General features: G+C 48.9%; 13 protein-coding genes and 1 pseudogene. 10 read left to right on the forward strand and 4 right to left on the reverse strand.

Annotated elements, in window-relative coordinates:
• Positions 1 to 101 precede the first annotated feature (101 nt).
• The 3 genes from AC4IBF_RS19195 to AC4IBF_RS19205 all read left to right on the forward strand — a co-directional run bounded on the left by AC4IBF_RS19195 (position 102) and on the right by AC4IBF_RS19205 (position 1962).
• A complete protein-coding gene (locus tag AC4IBF_RS19195; RefSeq protein WP_137383900.1) occupies positions 102 to 362 on the forward strand; it encodes a helix-turn-helix domain-containing protein in 261 nt (86 codons plus the stop codon).
• Positions 359 to 1108, forward strand: coding sequence for a Crp/Fnr family transcriptional regulator (locus AC4IBF_RS19200; protein ID WP_491463041.1), 750 nt, complete (start codon positions 359 to 361; stop codon positions 1106 to 1108). Before AC4IBF_RS19195 ends, AC4IBF_RS19200 begins: the two co-directional genes overlap by 4 nt.
• An 86-nt stretch (positions 1109 to 1194) precedes the next feature.
• Positions 1195 to 1962 carry a hypothetical protein gene (locus tag AC4IBF_RS19205; protein ID WP_491463042.1) on the forward strand — a complete coding sequence of 256 codons (768 nt, stop codon included), beginning with the start codon at positions 1195 to 1197 and terminating at the stop codon, positions 1960 to 1962.
• 6 nt (positions 1963 to 1968) lie between these two features.
• Here the strand turns inward: AC4IBF_RS19205 and AC4IBF_RS19210 are convergent, their stop codons facing one another.
• From AC4IBF_RS19210 to AC4IBF_RS19225, 4 genes are read right to left on the reverse strand one after another with little or no spacing between them, the layout of a single operon-like run.
• Positions 1969 to 3222, reverse strand: a complete 1254-nt coding sequence (locus AC4IBF_RS19210; RefSeq protein ID WP_491463043.1) for an anaerobic sulfatase maturase — start codon at positions 3220 to 3222, stop codon at positions 1969 to 1971.
• Positions 3219 to 4019 (reverse strand): sulfite exporter TauE/SafE family protein, encoded by an 801-nt coding sequence (locus AC4IBF_RS19215; protein ID WP_491463044.1) that lies wholly within the window; start codon positions 4017 to 4019, stop codon positions 3219 to 3221. Before AC4IBF_RS19215 ends, AC4IBF_RS19210 begins: the two co-directional genes overlap by 4 nt.
• A 3-nt stretch (positions 4020 to 4022) precedes the next feature.
• Positions 4023 to 5315 (reverse strand): sulfatase family protein, encoded by a 1293-nt coding sequence (locus tag AC4IBF_RS19220; RefSeq protein ID WP_491463045.1) that lies wholly within the window; start codon positions 5313 to 5315, stop codon positions 4023 to 4025.
• Between the two features lie 13 nt (positions 5316 to 5328).
• Complete coding sequence (locus AC4IBF_RS19225) at positions 5329 to 6573, reverse strand: oligosaccharide MFS transporter (protein ID WP_491463046.1); 1245 nt, start codon at positions 6571 to 6573, stop codon at positions 5329 to 5331.
• 680 nt (positions 6574 to 7253) lie between these two features.
• On the opposite strand from AC4IBF_RS19225, the gene AC4IBF_RS19230 reads away from it, so the two are divergent.
• From AC4IBF_RS19230 to AC4IBF_RS19260, 7 genes and pseudogenes are all read left to right on the forward strand, one after another.
• The gene (locus AC4IBF_RS19230; RefSeq protein ID WP_491463047.1) at positions 7254 to 8495 is read left to right on the forward strand and encodes a pectate lyase; all 1242 of its coding nucleotides are present in this window, start codon (positions 7254 to 7256) and stop codon (positions 8493 to 8495) included.
• A gap of 99 nt (positions 8496 to 8594) precedes the next feature.
• Positions 8595 to 9527, forward strand: a complete 933-nt coding sequence (locus AC4IBF_RS19235) for a TIGR03756 family integrating conjugative element protein (RefSeq protein WP_491463048.1) — start codon at positions 8595 to 8597, stop codon at positions 9525 to 9527.
• 2 nt (positions 9528 to 9529) lie between these two features.
• Positions 9530 to 10897 (forward strand): integrating conjugative element protein, encoded by a 1368-nt coding sequence (locus AC4IBF_RS19240; protein ID WP_108429535.1) that lies wholly within the window; start codon positions 9530 to 9532, stop codon positions 10895 to 10897.
• Positions 10894 to 11151 (forward strand): hypothetical protein, encoded by a 258-nt coding sequence (locus AC4IBF_RS19245; protein WP_080899846.1) that lies wholly within the window; start codon positions 10894 to 10896, stop codon positions 11149 to 11151. Before AC4IBF_RS19240 ends, AC4IBF_RS19245 begins: the two co-directional genes overlap by 4 nt.
• Positions 11148 to 12628 (forward strand): annotated as a pseudogene (locus tag AC4IBF_RS19250) (conjugal transfer protein TraG N-terminal domain-containing protein). The gene AC4IBF_RS19245 and the pseudogene AC4IBF_RS19250 overlap by 4 nt, the downstream one beginning before the upstream one ends.
• Before the next feature lie 205 nt (positions 12629 to 12833).
• Positions 12834 to 14564, forward strand: a complete 1731-nt coding sequence (locus AC4IBF_RS19255; protein WP_139821392.1) for a hypothetical protein — start codon at positions 12834 to 12836, stop codon at positions 14562 to 14564.
• A gap of 272 nt (positions 14565 to 14836) precedes the next feature.
• The gene (locus tag AC4IBF_RS19260; protein ID WP_491463049.1) at positions 14837 to 16033 is read left to right on the forward strand and encodes a DNA cytosine methyltransferase; all 1197 of its coding nucleotides are present in this window, start codon (positions 14837 to 14839) and stop codon (positions 16031 to 16033) included.
• Positions 16034 to 16119: the final 86 nt, after the last annotated feature.

Below are 16119 nucleotides of genomic sequence, written 5' to 3' on the forward strand. Positions count from 1 at the left end.
GTGATACTCGATTTTAATCCCAAAATCGAATATCAGTGATTTACAAAATAATCCCAAAACGGGATAATTTGTAAAATACGCAAGTTTGTGAGGTAACAGGAATGACTAAGCAAGACTGGCACCCAGCCGACATCATCGCCGCCCTGCATAAGCGCGGCACCAGTATGGCGGCAGTCTCGCGGGAAGCGGGGCTGGCCTCTTCCACGCTGGCGAATGCGCTTTCACGTCCCTGGCCGAAAGGCGAATGGCTGATTGCTCGCGCACTCAACGTTCACCCTGCGGAAATCTGGCCCAGCCGTTACGAGGAAGAAGGCGAACAGCGGCAACCAAAAAATCCGCTCCCCGTCAGGTGCAGGCTATGATTATTCCAGACACCAACCTCCACAGTATCTCTACGCCAGTTCAGGTTCAGCAGGCCGCCATACCACCGCCAGCGGAGATGCCGTTTCTCGCAGCTCCAATGCGCAACCGCTCCGCCTTCCACTACGCCCACTTTTCCCGCCATGCCCTGCTACGCCCTATCGCTCGTGAAACAGGAAGCAAAATCTATCTACAGGAAGAACCCATCTGCGGCTTTTGGTATCTTAACCATGGCGTCGTCGGTTTACACCACACGCTGGAAAATGGCAAAGAGATGCTGGTTCGCGCCTGCCAACAGGGGGACTGGTTTGGCTATCTGGGGTTGTTTGGCTCTGAGTTCTACCACTGCCACGCCTGCGTTTTGCAGACAGCATCGCTGTGCCACGTCATTCCTCACTCCAACAGCGACTTCCTGCGCTATCACCCGCAGTTCACCCAATTTCTGTTAAATCAGGTGGTGGCAAGTCTGTCTGATTCGGAGCATCGAATGACCTGGATCGCTCGTTACCGCACCCGTCACCGGGTCCTGAGCAGCCTCTGGTATCTGACGCAGTATTTTCCCAGTTATGACTGGACGTGGCGTGAAGTAGCCGAGTTTGCAGGATGTGAGACTGAAACCGCTTTACGGTTCAGCAAAGAATTGAGACAGGCAAGCATACTGGATGACTCACAGCGTCGCCTGCATGTTCTTCACCCGGTGCGGTTACTGGCATTGCTGGATAACAGTATCATTACACCTCAGCAGTAAAGCCTTATGTATAGCATTTGATGTACTTAATCACTCGCATGATGAACATATAATCCCCGCTTTTCTTGTGTTCTCTTGGTGGTGATATGTTTGAAGACAATTCCCCTTTTAGCTCAATTAAAGATGCTTTCTTGCAAAGGATAAATAATTCTTTTTTTGGTTTTATAGCACTCTCATTTTGTGTGGATAACTGGCGAGATATTATATATGCATTCTCTACATCTACAAATGTAGATACCAGAATAAACTATATAGCACAGAATACCTCCATCATATTCCCTATCGTGTTTGGGTGTTTAGCAGCGGCTTTGTACCCATATGTACAGTGCCTATTCGAAATCATACATAAAAAAGCAATCACATTCCGCTGGACATTAAAAGCCTCAGAGCTGATTGCTAAAAAAGCTGCCGAAGATTCTGTCACCGATGACAAAGAGCTTCGTGATGCAAAACAAAAAGCCGCATTAAAAGAAATAGAATATAGTGCTAAAATAAAAAGCCTCGAAGAATCCATCAAGGAATACGAGGCAAAGATCGCTCAGTCAGAAGATGACAGCAAGATGGCCAGCATTCGCTTTGACCAAATTAATAATCAGCTACAAGATTATATCAAGATGCGGAATGGCGTCTACTCTGACATTGAAGCCGGGCTCTCGTTTATTAACGAAGTTAAGAATGCTATAAATAAATCCTTACCTTACATAGATGACCTTAACAATACTAATCATGCTGAAAAACTCAGTTATTACATTGAGATAATACACAATAATTTCAAAAATATTAAGACTGATAAAATGGTAAAATTCACAAATCAAATACTTAATAATAAGCACGATTTACCCGCTAAATTTTAATCATTCTTAGGAACCGGGGGAATCTTCACCCGGTAATTTCATCCTTAACATGAGAGCTACGTTATCAGTTATGGCAGCACGTGATGTCGCAGACATGTTATTACTAATATGCAACGCAATGTCATTCGCTACCGACATCACCCCAGCCGGAGACTGCTGCAAACGGATCTGCTGCACCATATAGGTCATATACGGATCCATATGGCTGAACATCATGCGATACCCGGCGCAGAGATGGTTCAACCGATCGTGTAGTCGATGCTTCGGACAGCCGCCCTGGCAGGCAAAGCGCCACGGACAACGATGGCAATCATCCGGGAGCTGCGCTTTCTGCTGGCCGAACCGTCGTTGTGCTTTACCCACAACCAGCTTTTCCAGCGGCTGCTGTAGCAGATTACCGAGTCGGTGTTCCGCATCCACATAGTGATCGCAACTGTAGATATCACCGTTCTGCTCAACTACCAGTCCGCGTCCACAGGTAGGCTGCATCACGCACAGCGCCGGACTTTCACCCAGCCACGCCGCCAGCGCGTTATCAAAAAGCTGAACGAATATCCGCCCAACATCATGGCGTACCCACTCATCGAAGATGGCAATCATAAATCGCCCGTAATCTTCCCCCGTCACTGACCAGGGCAACAACCCGCATTGGGCGTCATACTCCACCACCGGAATAAACTGGAGAAATTCAGCCCCTACTTCACGCGTCAGAAAACGGTAAATTTCCAGTGGAGCTTGTGCCATCACGTTGTTCACTACGGTCAGGATATTGACTTCCACACCGTGACGCTTCAGACAGTCCAGCGCCGCCATGACCTGCTCATACACGGGCTTACCGCTGCCCGTCTTGCGGTAATGGTTATGCAGATGTGCCGGGCCATCCAGCGATATGCCGACCAGAAAACGATGCTGAGCCAGAAATGCCGCCCATTCGTCGTTAATCAGTACGCCGTTGGTCTGTAAGCTGTTAGTAATACATTTATTCCCGGCAAAAAGTTGCTGGAGCGCCACGGCCCGGCGATAAAAATCCAGCCCGGCCAGCATGGGCTCGCCGCCCTGCCAGGTAAAGTTCACCTCCGTGCCGGGCGATGCCGCGATGTACTGGCGAATGTACGTTTCCAGCACCTTATCGGACATGTGCCGCTGTCCGCAGGTATCACGCAGCACACCCTGCCCTTTTACCAGGTAAAAGCAGTAATCACAGGCCAGATTGCAGCGCCAGCCCGCAGGCTTCGCCATCAGATGAAAAGCGTGTCTCATAGCGTCACCAGAATCAACGTGGCAATCATCAGCAATACCCCGGAGAAAATGCGCTGTAGCCAGCATTCAGGTAGCAGAGTGCGCAACCTCATGCTGATCGGCTGAAACGCCAGCGTGCAGAGAAAGATCACGGCCACAATAGCCATATTGACGTAACCAAACTGCATCGCCGGTGGCAATGCACCGGTATCCGGTGCCGTGCGATACAGATAGCTGACGACCGTTCCGGCGCTACCGAACAGCATCATCCAGTTGCAGTACACGGCGATGTGCTGACGTGGGATCCCGGAGAGCTGCGACATCAGCGGCGCGAGCACGGAACCACCGCCCAGCCCGGTTAACCCGGCCACAGCACCTCCAGCGGTACACAGCAGCATCCCGGTACTGCGCGTCCGGTTGTCTGACTGGACGTTTTCCTGGGTTGTCTGACGTGAATATCCACAGCGCAATGCCAGCCCCACCAAGACCAGAGCAAACAACACCAAAAGCACTCTATCCGACAGCAAAAAGCTGGCGTACACGCCCGCCTGCATTCCCGTCGCCATCCCCAGCGACCAGAGTACCAGCAGCCGCGTATTCAACCGGATCCCTTGTCGCCAGAAGGCGCAGACGTTAATCAACGCACTCAGCATCACCACCGTCAGGGACGTCGCGACCAACACCTGCGCAGCACACTGCGGAAACAGCAGATGCAATACTGGCACGAGCAGGATACTGCCCCCGACGCCAAACAGCGCCGAGAGCAAACTGGTTGCCATACCACAGCCGCATAGCGCGACAATCATCCATGCAGTCATCACTTACTCCACCGGAACAATAACGGGCATGTCTTCACCAATTGCCGTCATTTTGCGGCCAATATCCTGACGTAATTTCTCGCGGATCCGTGCATGTTCCGGGCTGGCAATCAGATTCTGACGTTCCCATGGATCATTCAGCAGATCGTAAAGCTGGCTCTCTACATAAATCTCTGCGGCAGGTTGATTCCACGGATCGCTGCCGGGCGCGACAATTTCATATTTCCAGCGCGGTGTGCGCAGCGCCCGCCCGACTTCCGACTCACTAATCTGGATCAGCACCTCTTCGTCCCAGAGCTCAGTGTCCAGTGCGGTTTGCAGATCACGCCCCATCATCGCATCAGGCACCGTAATACCTGCGGCGCTCAGCATCGTGGCCGGGATATCCAGCAACGTCACCAGATGCTCCACCGTTCTGCCGCCGATGAATGGCCCACCTCGCGCCACACAAGGGATGCGAATACTGGACTCATGGCACGAGCGTTCGTATTCCTCGTTACGGGTACGGAAGTGACAGCCGTGATCGCTGAAGAACAGAATAATCGTGTTGTCGTATTCGCCGCTGGCCTTCAGGTAATCGACGCTACGCCCAAAGTTTTCGTCCAGGTTCTGACACATGCCGTAATAATCAGGGAGGTTCTGCGGCCAGTCGCCGGGGCGGTTAATCAGATCCGGCGGCACCGATGCCGTCTGGAAGCGTTCGGCATAGCCATCCGGGGCGACAAAACGCGCCATATCGTTCTGGAAGTGTGGTTCCAGGTAAGAGAGAAACAGCAGGAACGGGTTATCTCGCTGGCGATTTTTCAGGTAATCGAGCGCGAACGTGGTCTGGTCATCCACCCTGTAGCCATCGAAATGCACTGGCTGGTTATCGTTATCAAAAAAGTGACCGCCATAAGGGTGCGACGTATGTTCCAGCGCATCTGCCGCCAGCCAGTATTGCCAGCCACCGCGCAGTTCTTCCGGTACCGGTTTTTCATCCAGATCCGCCAGGTGCCACTTCCCTATATAGGCAGTGTCATATCCCGCCTGATTGAACAGTTTCGCCAGCGTCACCTCATCCTGTCGCATGGCGATATTATTGCGATAGCAGCCGTTCTGCGTCGGATAACGCCCGGTTTGCAGGCACGAACGCGCCGGGCCGCAGACCGGCTGGACGGTAAAGGCGTTTTCGAACTTCACGCCCTCGCGGGCAAGCTGCTCCAGTACCGGGGTGGTACTGACGGAAGGGTTGTAGCAGCCCACCGTGTCCCAGCGCTGTTGATCGGTGAAAAAGACCAGAATATTCGGTTGCATAAGATTCTCTCCATTAGAGTGTGGCGAGTGTGCGGGCGTCCGCCGTTTTCTGGCGTGGGGTTGAAGTCAGCAGGAAAGCGGACAGCAGAGTAAACGCGGCAGTGATACTGCCGAGGATCAGATAGGCGCTATGGAATCCGATGGTGTCGTAGAAATGACCCGCGACGGTCGATAAAATAATAGCGGCGGACTGCTTGATAAACATCACGCCCACCAGATAGATGGTCCCGGACAGACGAGTATCAAAAACGTCAGCAATATATTTGAAAATACCAATCAGCAGGAAAGGCACTTCAAAATTATGCAGCATCCGTAAGAAGAGCACTTCAATCGGTCCGGTAGCAAAGGAGGAACCAACGATCCGAATCGTCATAATGGTACCGGTAATTAATAATGCATTCTTGCTACCAATATATTTATTAATCAGCAGTGGAATAAAAAACATCACGGCGGCATCGCCAAGATTCCCCGCTGTAGTGATATAACCGAATGCTCTCGCCGCCTGTTCCTGATGGTCAAAGAAGCGGGTAAAGAAATTAATAAACTGCTGGTCGAAAACATCGTAAATACAGGCAACACCTAATACATATAATGTGAAATACCAGAACTGGCGAAGTTTGAATAGCTCCAGCACGCTCACCTTTTGCTGGCGGACCTGCTCCGCCTCAATACCCGGTAGCGGCTCAGAACGAGCAACCAGCAGGATCACCACCAGCAATAAAGCCAGCGCCGAACCAATCCAGTAAATCCATGTCGGATCGAAACCATAAAGAATACCGGAGATAGTCGCGCAGGCCGCCGACCCAAAGCAGCCAAACAGCCGGGGGCGTCCATATTCAAAGCCCCGATTACGGCTAACTTTCTCGATAAACGCCTCCACCGCGCCATAGCCCGCGTGGAAGATAAATCCCAGATACAGCCCGCCCACCACCAGCCCAATCGCAAAATGGCTTTGCAGCAGCGGGGTATACACGTAGATAAAGAACGGCGCGAAGAGCACCATCAGGATAACGATCAGCCACAGCAGGTGTTTTTTCGGCCCCAGCTTATCCGTTACCCAGCCCAGCAGCGGTTGCAGGCAGATAGCAGCAACGGCGAAGGAAGAAAACACCATACCAATATGCGTTTTATCCAGCCCCACCATCCGGGTTAGCCACATGGGTAAAAACAGGAAGCAGGAAGACCAGTTGTAGTAATAAAACAGGAAAAAGAATCCCCAGAGGATCACATTCCATCGGGTGTCATGTGTTTTAATCATTGCCGCCACCTTAATAAGCATCATCAAACAGAGGCACTGTTTTCCGACGACAACGACGCAGAACAGTGTGCGGGAATGGTAAAAAACAAAGGACCAGAATGCTTATAACAACTGTCATATCAAAATTGATAATTTTGTGACTTTTGACACATTCGTGAGCAGAAACGTCGTTTCATACCCGATATTTACCGTCTGTATCAAACCGTAAGCAAATGGCATCGTGTGGTCTGTCTGGCAATATCCCTTTCTTAATTTTGTTAATGATTAACAGCCAGTTTTATTACCCCGATTCATTCAGAAATGAGGCTAATATCATGACAACTTATCTATCAAAGAATATCAGCCGGTATAAGGGGAGTAATCTGCGGTACAGGTTATTCTTTACGGCACTCACGCTGTTATTTTCTTTTTCCCTCCACGCACAGTCACTTTATATAGATTGCTCCGCTACCGTTGACGGTGATGGCACCGCCAGCAATCCTATTAATTCAATCAGTACGCTTAACAACCGTCAGTTGCATCCGGGAGACAGCATACTGTTTCGCCGTGGCACCACCTGTAATGGCGAAGTGGTCGCCGCAACTTCCGGCTCAGAGAATGCCCCAGTTATCTATGATGCCTGGGGCGAAGGAACGGCGTTACCTCGCATAGAAGCAAACGGCAACGAAGCGGCTTTCCACATGACAGATGTCAGTTGGGTAACGGTACAGAATCTGGAACTTTCGGCCAGCGGCGATGGAAAATCCCCCCGCCGGGGATTATGGGTTAGCGCCACCGACAGTGGAGAACATCAGGGGATCCGCCTTCAGCACCTGAATATTCATGATGTCCGTGGAGAAATGCCAGCCACAAAAAATCCTTCGGACAGCAGCATAGGCAAATATGCCCATGCGTCCGGCGGCATTGTGGTGGAGGCGCTCGGTAACACCACACCCACCTGGTTTAGCGGGCTGGATATCAGCGATAATATTATTCACGCCGTCGATCGCGAGGGTATCTACACCTGGTCCAACTGGTGTCAGCGCCCGGAACTGGTCGAGTTCTGGTACAGCTTATGTACTGCGAAGTGGCAGCCATTCAACAATACCCATATCAGCCATAATATACTTTCTGACATTGGTGGCGATGGCATCGCGCCCATGACCAGTACGAACAGTACGGTGGAATACAACGTACTGAACGGTTTTAATATGCGCTCCGGCTCGCCAAATGCAGGAATGTGGTCGGCCAACAGCGACAATATCGTTTACCAGTACAATTTCGCTTCAGGTGGCCATACCACACAAGACGGTATGTCTTACGATGTTGATCACTCAACGAATGGCATTGTCTATCAGTACAATATTTCCGTGGGCAATGAAGGCGGCTTTTTCCTGCTTTGCCCCTATGGCTATGATGTTCCCGGCAAATCGCGCAATTTCGTGATCCGTTATAACCTGTCCGTAGCGGACAAAACCCGCACCTTCCAGGTATGCAGCGGCGGCGTGATTAACGGCCAGATCTACAATAACACCATTCTGCTGCCGCCAGACACAACCAGGGCCCATCTTATTCTGACAGAAGGGGCAACCAACGATGGCGCAGTTGAGCTGAAGCTGACTAACAACATCCTGATGGGTGATGGCTCCGGCGTTACTCCAGTCTGGGACTACAACGACTCCGCCATTACTGGCGACCACAATCTCTACAATAATGTTCCGGTAATGCCCTCTGACAGTTATGCGTTAATCGACGATCCACGACTGGCTAACCCCGGTCCGGAGAATGTGCTCTGGCGGGACTATTTACCGCAACCCGGCTCACCGGCCATTAATGCGGGGATCGCTGTTACTGGCGCACCTGCACACGATGCGTTAAATCAGGCTATCGGAACACCACCGACTATCGGCGCGCTGGAGCCGGAAAGTAGCTCCCAGCGATAACCACAACAGTATATCTTTCCAGGCAGTATTGAATTTCTTACTGCGCTAAATGCTTCCTCCGCGTACACCATTTTGTATTCATCGTGTCGCGGAGGAAACATGCTCAGGCGTAGATTGTTCTTCATACCGCTACTGTGCCTGTCCAATCTCGCACAGGCCATCACCACGCCAGAAATCGCCGTTTCCGCGCTATCGCCGGAATGTGTGCATTACCAGATCGTGGGCGTCTGCTACTGGTTATTCTGCTCGCCCTTTGGCTGCTCAGTGCGTACCTCGGTAAAAGTACGCCATTTTCGCCCGGACCTGGTGGTATCAGCCTACAGCGTGACCGGGCAAAACCCGTGGGCCGAGATGTCGCTACTTAGCCCACCGCTGCCCGGTATCGCCGAAGCTGGTGGTGATACCAATCCCCGCGCCGTCGGCCAGCACAGCAAAGTCCGCTTCAAAAACGCCGATGCGATTGGCTTCCCTGCCGGTGATGCGCTGGCGAACTTCTTTGCCCAATTTGGCTACGTCTGCACCCCGTCGTCACAGCCTTTTCTCCCCTACTTTCTCAGCACGCTGGATGCGATCGCATGGCGCAGCGGCGTACCGGAAATGTTTTACCCGAAGGCGTTAACGCCAGGACTGCGCGAAGTCAGCAAAGACGGCGATATGTGGGGCAATATCTACCCACGAGCCGGGGCGCTCAGCCAGACGCATGACTACAAGGCCGGGGCAGTCATCGCCCAACGCACCGCCGATCTGGTAACACGCAGCGGTCAGTCACATGTTTATATTCCGCTGACAGCCAGCTCACACGACGGCTACTGGCCTCCAGACCCTGTTACGGAAGGCGACAGCAGTAACCATCAGTGGCAGATGCTGGTTCCAAAAAAATCCGCCTCCTGCGCCATCTTCCCGGATGGCTCCTCCACCGATTCTTACGCCGATAAACTGGCGGAAGATGGCGCATATGTCTGGACGTTGTGGCGGCCCTATAAATGCTGCCCGCGTCGTGGGCAGACCTTTCTCGGCAGCAGCGGAGGTTAACTATGCGCTCAGCCTGGTGTCTTCTGTTCGTCGCCTTCCTCGCCCCGGCGGCTGATAAATATCAGTATCAGCAACAGGGGGCGATCAGCGACTGGATGTATTACCGCATCGGCGGCGGTGCGGCCATTCCCCCTTCAGCAACCCGACGTAACACCTTCCCGCTGACAGCAGGCGTAAGCTGGAACAGCGACATGATGTGCGGCAATTTCGATATCGATACCACGGTGCGCAACCAGCTCAACGGTGTGACGGACGGCTTCCAGCAACTAATGGGAGAGGTTATCGAAAGCGCAACCAGCGCGGTCGCCAGCCTGCCAGCGATGGTGATCCAGCGTGCCAATCCCCAGCTCTACGATCTGCTGACCAACGGCGTACTTCAGGGACGGCTCGACTTCGATAAATCCCTGTTAAGCTGTCAAAAGATGGCAGGCAAGATGACCGATTATGCGCTCGGTCCGGCATGGACGCAGAGCGCCCAGGCGGAGAACTATCAGGGCATTGCGGCCAGCGAAAAAGATGCCGTTCGCGCCGACCAAAGAGCTGCCGAAGAAGCGGCAGAGAAAGGTAAACGCTGGGTGAGTGGCGAACATCGCGGCGGTAAAGGCCAACCGCCCATAAAACTGATACGCGATACGACGGTTGCAGGCTACAACATCCTCAATAATCGCAGCGCTAACAGCACCAGTTCGGTACCCAGCAACGACTGTCAGGGTGAACTTTGCCAGGTGTGGAGCAAACCCGACGACGCTGCGCAATGGCTGACGCGTGTGGTTGGCGAGCAGACCATTAATGTTGCCCCGGATAACGATCAGTCCGGCGATACGAGCCAGCAAAGCGGCGCTCAATCCGGCGTCGGGCTGACGCCTCTGATTCAGGAAGAGCAGGATAAGATCCAGCCGCTGATTATCGATATGGTGAACCGCAGCCGGCCCGTTAACGATGACACGCTGGCGCAGGCCAGTGGTGGAGAGCTGCATCTGACACGCGGCGTGATTGAGGCGCTGCGCGACGATCCCGATGCAGCGGTGCTTATCCAGCGCCTCTCCGGCGAACTGGCGCTCTCCCGCGTGATGGAGCAGGCGCTGATGGCCCGGCGCACGCTGCTGGCAGGGATGCGCGAACCCAATATCTCCGGTGAGAAAGAGGCGCAAACCGCACTGACTCAGACCACCGCCCAGCTCGACCAGGAACTGTCCCAGCTTAAGCTAGAACTGGATATGCGCCAGGCGCTGGCGGATAACGCCGCACTGACCATCCTTGAACGCCAGACCATGCGGGCGAAGACTAAAGGTCAGGCTGTCGGCATAGAGGACGACACCGATAAACGGGTGGACGATCTCAGCAAACCCACTGGCGGGGATACGCAATGAAACGGCTAATGCTATCCGGCACCCTGCTCCTGGTCTGCATGGTAGTGATGTTTTATCTGGCTGCTGACAATACACCGCAGATTAACCGCAGCGACCTGCTGCCCTGGCGCATAATGCTGTACGGCGTTGTTTGTGGTGTGGGCTGGCATCTGTACGACCGCTTACCCCCACATCGTCCGGCAATCCGCCGTATCGCGCTGATATTTATCGTACTGATTGTACTCAACGAAATCGTGCCGGAGGTGTTCCGGTGACGACCAACAGCTATCTGGAATATTTTCTTACATTGCTCGGCTGGGTGGTCAATAACGGGCTATGGAATGCAATCAGTGCTACCGGGTTATTCGCCCTGCCGCTGCTGATTAAGCTGCTGGCACTGTGGTTACAGGCCAGAAGCCAGGGAGCGGATGAAGGCAACAAAGCCGCGCTGTCTCTGATCTGGACCGAGCACCTGATGTACACCTCGTTGCTGGTCATTATGTTCACCTGCGTGCCAATGTTGAACATCGACCTCGATACCATCAAATATGACACCACGCGCTCAAAGCAGTGCGGCATGTCGGTGCCGGAGCCCGCCGATACCGGCTATCAACCGATTATAAACTCGCTGGGCGGCAAAACCGCCGCCGTTCCTGTCTGGTGGTATTTTATTCATGTGATCAGCAAAGGCATCACCAGCGCAACGATTGCTACTCTGCCCTGCCAGCCTGACCTCCGTCAGATCCGCTTTGAGGTACAGCACACCCGAATCAAGGATCCAGCTCTGGCTCAGGAATTGCGGGATTTCGTTGAAGAGTGTTACGCCCCTTCCCGCGCCCGCCTGAAATTTCGTGCCGGAGAGCTGGACGATGACACCAGTGATGATACGGCCTGGCTGGGATCATCGTACTTTCTCAACACGGCTGGTTACTACGATACCGACCATGCGCTTTCACCACACAGCGCCTGGCCGTACAGCGCATCACGCGACGCCGGGCTGGCCGATACGGGTGCGGGCGGCTATCCCACCTCTGTAAACAGTGGTGGGCCGACGATACGGTTGGGTTGAAGGCCCGACTCCTGCAACTCCCGGCCCCGGATATCTGGACGGCGTTTAAAAAGATCGGCCAGTCGCAGGTAGTGTATGAAGAGGCCGTGCTGCGCTCGCTGGTCAGTGAACGCAATATGCAGGTATCACAGAACGGGCGCGTTTATCCAGGTTATGGTGGTAATGTTGATGGCACTGTCGCCAATGCCGCCACCCGGCTGGCATCCAGCGCCGGAAATATCCTCGGCAGCATAGCCACGTTCCCGGCGTTCGACAGCGTGCGCCAGGCACTACCGATGGTACAGGCGCTGCTGCAAATGGCGCTGGTGATCTGTATTCCGCTGATAACGCTCTGCTCGGCGTGGGATGTGAAGGTGGTGATGACGCTGACGTTTGTGCAGTTCGCACTGTTCTTCCTCACCTTCTGGTGGGAACTGGCGCGCTGGCTTGATAGTTGGCTGCTGGATGTGCTTTACAGCAGTGATACTCACAGTAGCTGGAATCTGGCCGGGATCCAGAATACGCAGGATGACGTGATTATCAATCTGGTGATGGGGTCGATGTTTCTGGTGCTGCCAACATTCTGGCTGGGGGCGATGACGTGGGCTGGGGTGAGGGTTGGCGTGGCGGTGAATGGGGCGCTGGCGGGTGGAGTTAAGGTGGCGCAGGATAGCGGGGGGAAGGTATGGGGGAAAATAACATAAAGCAGTCCTCAGCCAAAAGTATTAATATGGTTTACAGTTCACAAACAATGACACATTTCAAGCCTATACATAATTATAATTTAAAAAATACAGCTTCACTATATCAAAACAGAAAACATTCAGACTCAACATATAAAAAGACATTGTTAAAACGACAATAAATTAATTATAATGAACTGCACATTATATTTTTAGAGGTTTTACAATGTCAGATAATAATATATTGAAAGAATTTTTCAAGTCTCTAAATGAACAGGAAAAGCCATTTACTCAGCTTTTAAAAGATGATCGGCTAGGTATGATATTACGTTCAGCTGTAAACGAACTAAATTTAATGCATTATAAAAACCATAGTGAATACAACGCGACATTTAGTCAGGAAGAATATTATTATATATTTAAACTGGGCGTCTCTCGATTAATTAAATTAGCCCTTGAAGCACGAACCTCGTTTGAAGCCCCTGCTATAATGTTTCTACAAAGCTCTGAAATAAGCGCTGAGACACATAATATTGTAAGAGGCTTAGGAATGATCGAACATGGAAGGAGAATTGCGCAGTCAGTTTATTCCGGCCACACTAAAATAGAAAAAATAGGGGGGAATGAGTTTAAAATAACCATACCATCAATACTTGTTGATGAAGAAAGCCATGAAAAGCACATATCTAATCATTATAAAGATCAATACAGAGAAAATCTCATTAGAATTTATAAATCAAAATTCATGGAAGAATTCAAAGTAGATGTTGACAATAAGTTGTTTGATTTAGTTTATCCATATGACACTTATTTTATAGGGTACGAATCCGCACCTATTCTAGATGAATTCTTTTTTGGGCTCACCTATTCAGAGCTTTTCAATCAAGATGGATTTGACACTTTTCACTACTCCGTAAAATTTGGAGGGATAGAGTTTCAAAAATATAAATTAGCTATCGGATTTATAATGTCGGTAATTGAAAAACATTTAAGATTTTCAGAAAAACTCACAATAAAACATACCACAATAAAATTAGAGAATATTCTAACAGTTTCAGCAAATACAGACGAATTTATAGAAAGCATGTGTGATGCAATTAATTACTTTGGATCGTCGCTAAAAGGATATACTCAGCTTGAATTAAACGATGCACGTAAAATTTTTGAAGTAATTTCTTATAGCAGAAGAAACATAAAGTTATTAGACAACCCTGGAGCAGAGCTACCGATGCTGATTCAAAGCTCTGATGAAAGTTTCTTCTTCTGTATTGCAGCAAGATATAGCTCACCATTACAATATCTTCATGACTCCTTAAGGTTTCATTTTAGTAAGGATTATGATAAGCAGCAACAATCACGAGAACAAGTATTACAAAGAGCAATAAAAGGTGTTTTGAACGAAAGTTTCAGTAATTTACAATACCAAGAAAATATAAAGATAAAAGAGAATGGTAAAACATTAACTGATATAGACTTAGTTGTTGTCGAAAAAAGCACAGGAATAGTTTTTCTTTGTCAATTAAAACATCAAGAACTTTATGGTGCTGATCTACATGCAAAACATGTTCGAACCACTAGATTAAAAAAACAAGCGTCGGATTGGCTTACTTCGATGAACAATTGGTTAAACAGCATAACCGAAATAGAACTAAGAAAATCGTTGCAAATAACAAAACATGTACCAAAATTAACAATATATAAATTATTCATAACAAAACATTATGCCTATCCACTCAAAGAGCTATCAGATGAAGATACAGCGTATTGTAACTGGGCGCAGTTTATTTATGCCATTCAACTTATCGACGATGATAAGGGGAAAAGAAAAGATAGTATTTCATCTTTAATCCTCAAATTAAAAACTTTAAATCAGGAAGCTAACATTGAATATCTTCATGAGCCTACATCGAAATGGATGATAAAAAATTTAACTTTCAGTTTAGAGCAAGAAAGATAAATCTAATACTCCATTTTTTAAAATACCCTCTTAAAGGAGGGTATTTTAAAATTATTTGTTTTAATAAAAATTAAATATTATATTCATTATCACAACCAATAAACCGTTTATTTTTTACACTTGCATACTATAAAGACATGAAAGATCCCCCTTGTCAGGACTACGCTAAAGATAATAATAACGTCTATTTTCGTCATATATAATATTTGCTTGTTGCATTTCTAAAAAAAAAGAGTAAAATATCAAGATTTAGGAGTTACTTTTGGACTTATATGAAGGCAATTGACTTATTTGCGGGGGCTGGAGGGTTTAGTTTATCCGCCCACAATACAGGCGCTATAGATGTTGTTGCTGCTATAGAATTCGATAGCGCGGCTGCAAACACCTACAGAAAAAATATGTTAGAAAGGCTTGAGCATAAGACCGAACTTTTACAGGAAGATATTTTACTCGTAGGCCCAAAAAAGTTAAGAAAAAAAATAAAGCTCAAGAAAGGCGAGCTTGATATGATACTTGGTGGACCTCCGTGCCAAGGTTTTTCCAGTCATCGAATTAATGATGCTGGTGTTGATGATCCTAGAAATAAATTACTTTTAAGGTATTTCGATTTTGTTTGTGAATTTAAACCAAAAGCTTTTTTGGTAGAAAATGTCTCCGGTTTGTTATGGAAGAGACATGAAGCCCATTTGAAACGCTTTAAGTTTTTGGCTTCCAAAAATGGTTATACTTTAATTCATTGCGATGTATTAAATGCTCGTGATTATGGTGTTCCGCAAAATCGCAAACGAGTTTTCATTGCAGGTGTCAGAAATGACATTTTAAAAAAAAGAAATAATATTGAGTTTCCACCTCAAGCTACTCATTTCAACCCTAATTCTAATGAAGTAAAAAAAAATTCAAAAAATACGTGGAGAACCGCATCCTCTGTTTTTGAGAAGATGAATGATAACTTAATTCAAAGATATATATCTGAATACTTTCTTAAACATACTTCTTACTCAATTGATGAAGCACAAGAGCTACTTGAAAACCTAGAATATCAAGACGCACCCATAAGCGAAAAAGATCCATGCAACATACATATGATACCAACTGAGCGTATGGAAGAGCGTTTCAGAGCCACAAAACTCAATGGCAGTAGAAGCGATGCAGGAAAAGAATTTGAGCTAAAATGTCATTCCAATGGATACGCAGGCCATAAAGATGTTTATGGCCGCATAATGATTCACCTCCCAGCCAATACAATTACAACTGGGTGTAACAATCCATCTAAGGGAAGATTCATTCATCCATGGGAAAATCACGGCATCACTTTAAGGCATGCGGCAAGGTTGCAAACGTTCCCTGATGACTATATTTTTTGGGGTAATGCGACAGAGCAAGCAAGACAGATTGGTAATGCAGTTCCCCCTATGTTAGGCACAATATTAATAAATGCATTACTTAACATAATTGCACCCAATAGATAAGGTGTAATGTATGAAAAATATCAAAATTAGAAACTTAAATGGACCAAAAAATCATTTAATGATTACTTACCTTATAATAATAGAAG

The sequence above is a fragment of the Enterobacter sp. Taxon_8 genome (assembly GCF_058354585.1).

What these genes read in the sequence shown, in the direction of transcription:
- AC4IBF_RS19230 (WP_491463047.1), top strand. Translation starts at nt 7,254, where the DNA reads ATGACAGATGTCAGTTGGGTAACGGTACAGAATCTGGAACTTTCGGCC.
- AC4IBF_RS19260 (WP_491463049.1), top strand. Translation starts at nt 14,837, where the DNA reads ATGAAGGCAATTGACTTATTTGCGGGGGCTGGAGGGTTTAGTTTATCC.
- AC4IBF_RS19235 (WP_491463048.1), top strand. Translation starts at nt 8,595, where the DNA reads ATGCTCAGGCGTAGATTGTTCTTCATACCGCTACTGTGCCTGTCCAAT.
- AC4IBF_RS19195 (WP_137383900.1), top strand. Translation starts at nt 102, where the DNA reads ATGACTAAGCAAGACTGGCACCCAGCCGACATCATCGCCGCCCTGCAT.
- AC4IBF_RS19200 (WP_491463041.1), top strand. Translation starts at nt 359, where the DNA reads ATGATTATTCCAGACACCAACCTCCACAGTATCTCTACGCCAGTTCAG.
- AC4IBF_RS19215 (WP_491463044.1), bottom strand. Translation starts at nt 4,019, where the DNA reads ATGACTGCATGGATGATTGTCGCGCTATGCGGCTGTGGTATGGCAACC.
- AC4IBF_RS19240 (WP_108429535.1), top strand. Translation starts at nt 9,530, where the DNA reads ATGCGCTCAGCCTGGTGTCTTCTGTTCGTCGCCTTCCTCGCCCCGGCG.
- AC4IBF_RS19205 (WP_491463042.1), top strand. Translation starts at nt 1,195, where the DNA reads ATGTTTGAAGACAATTCCCCTTTTAGCTCAATTAAAGATGCTTTCTTG.
- AC4IBF_RS19210 (WP_491463043.1), bottom strand. Translation starts at nt 3,222, where the DNA reads ATGAGACACGCTTTTCATCTGATGGCGAAGCCTGCGGGCTGGCGCTGC.
- AC4IBF_RS19245 (WP_080899846.1), top strand. Translation starts at nt 10,894, where the DNA reads ATGAAACGGCTAATGCTATCCGGCACCCTGCTCCTGGTCTGCATGGTA.
- AC4IBF_RS19225 (WP_491463046.1), bottom strand. Translation starts at nt 6,573, where the DNA reads ATGATTAAAACACATGACACCCGATGGAATGTGATCCTCTGGGGATTC.
- AC4IBF_RS19255 (WP_139821392.1), top strand. Translation starts at nt 12,834, where the DNA reads ATGTCAGATAATAATATATTGAAAGAATTTTTCAAGTCTCTAAATGAA.
- AC4IBF_RS19220 (WP_491463045.1), bottom strand. Translation starts at nt 5,315, where the DNA reads ATGCAACCGAATATTCTGGTCTTTTTCACCGATCAACAGCGCTGGGAC.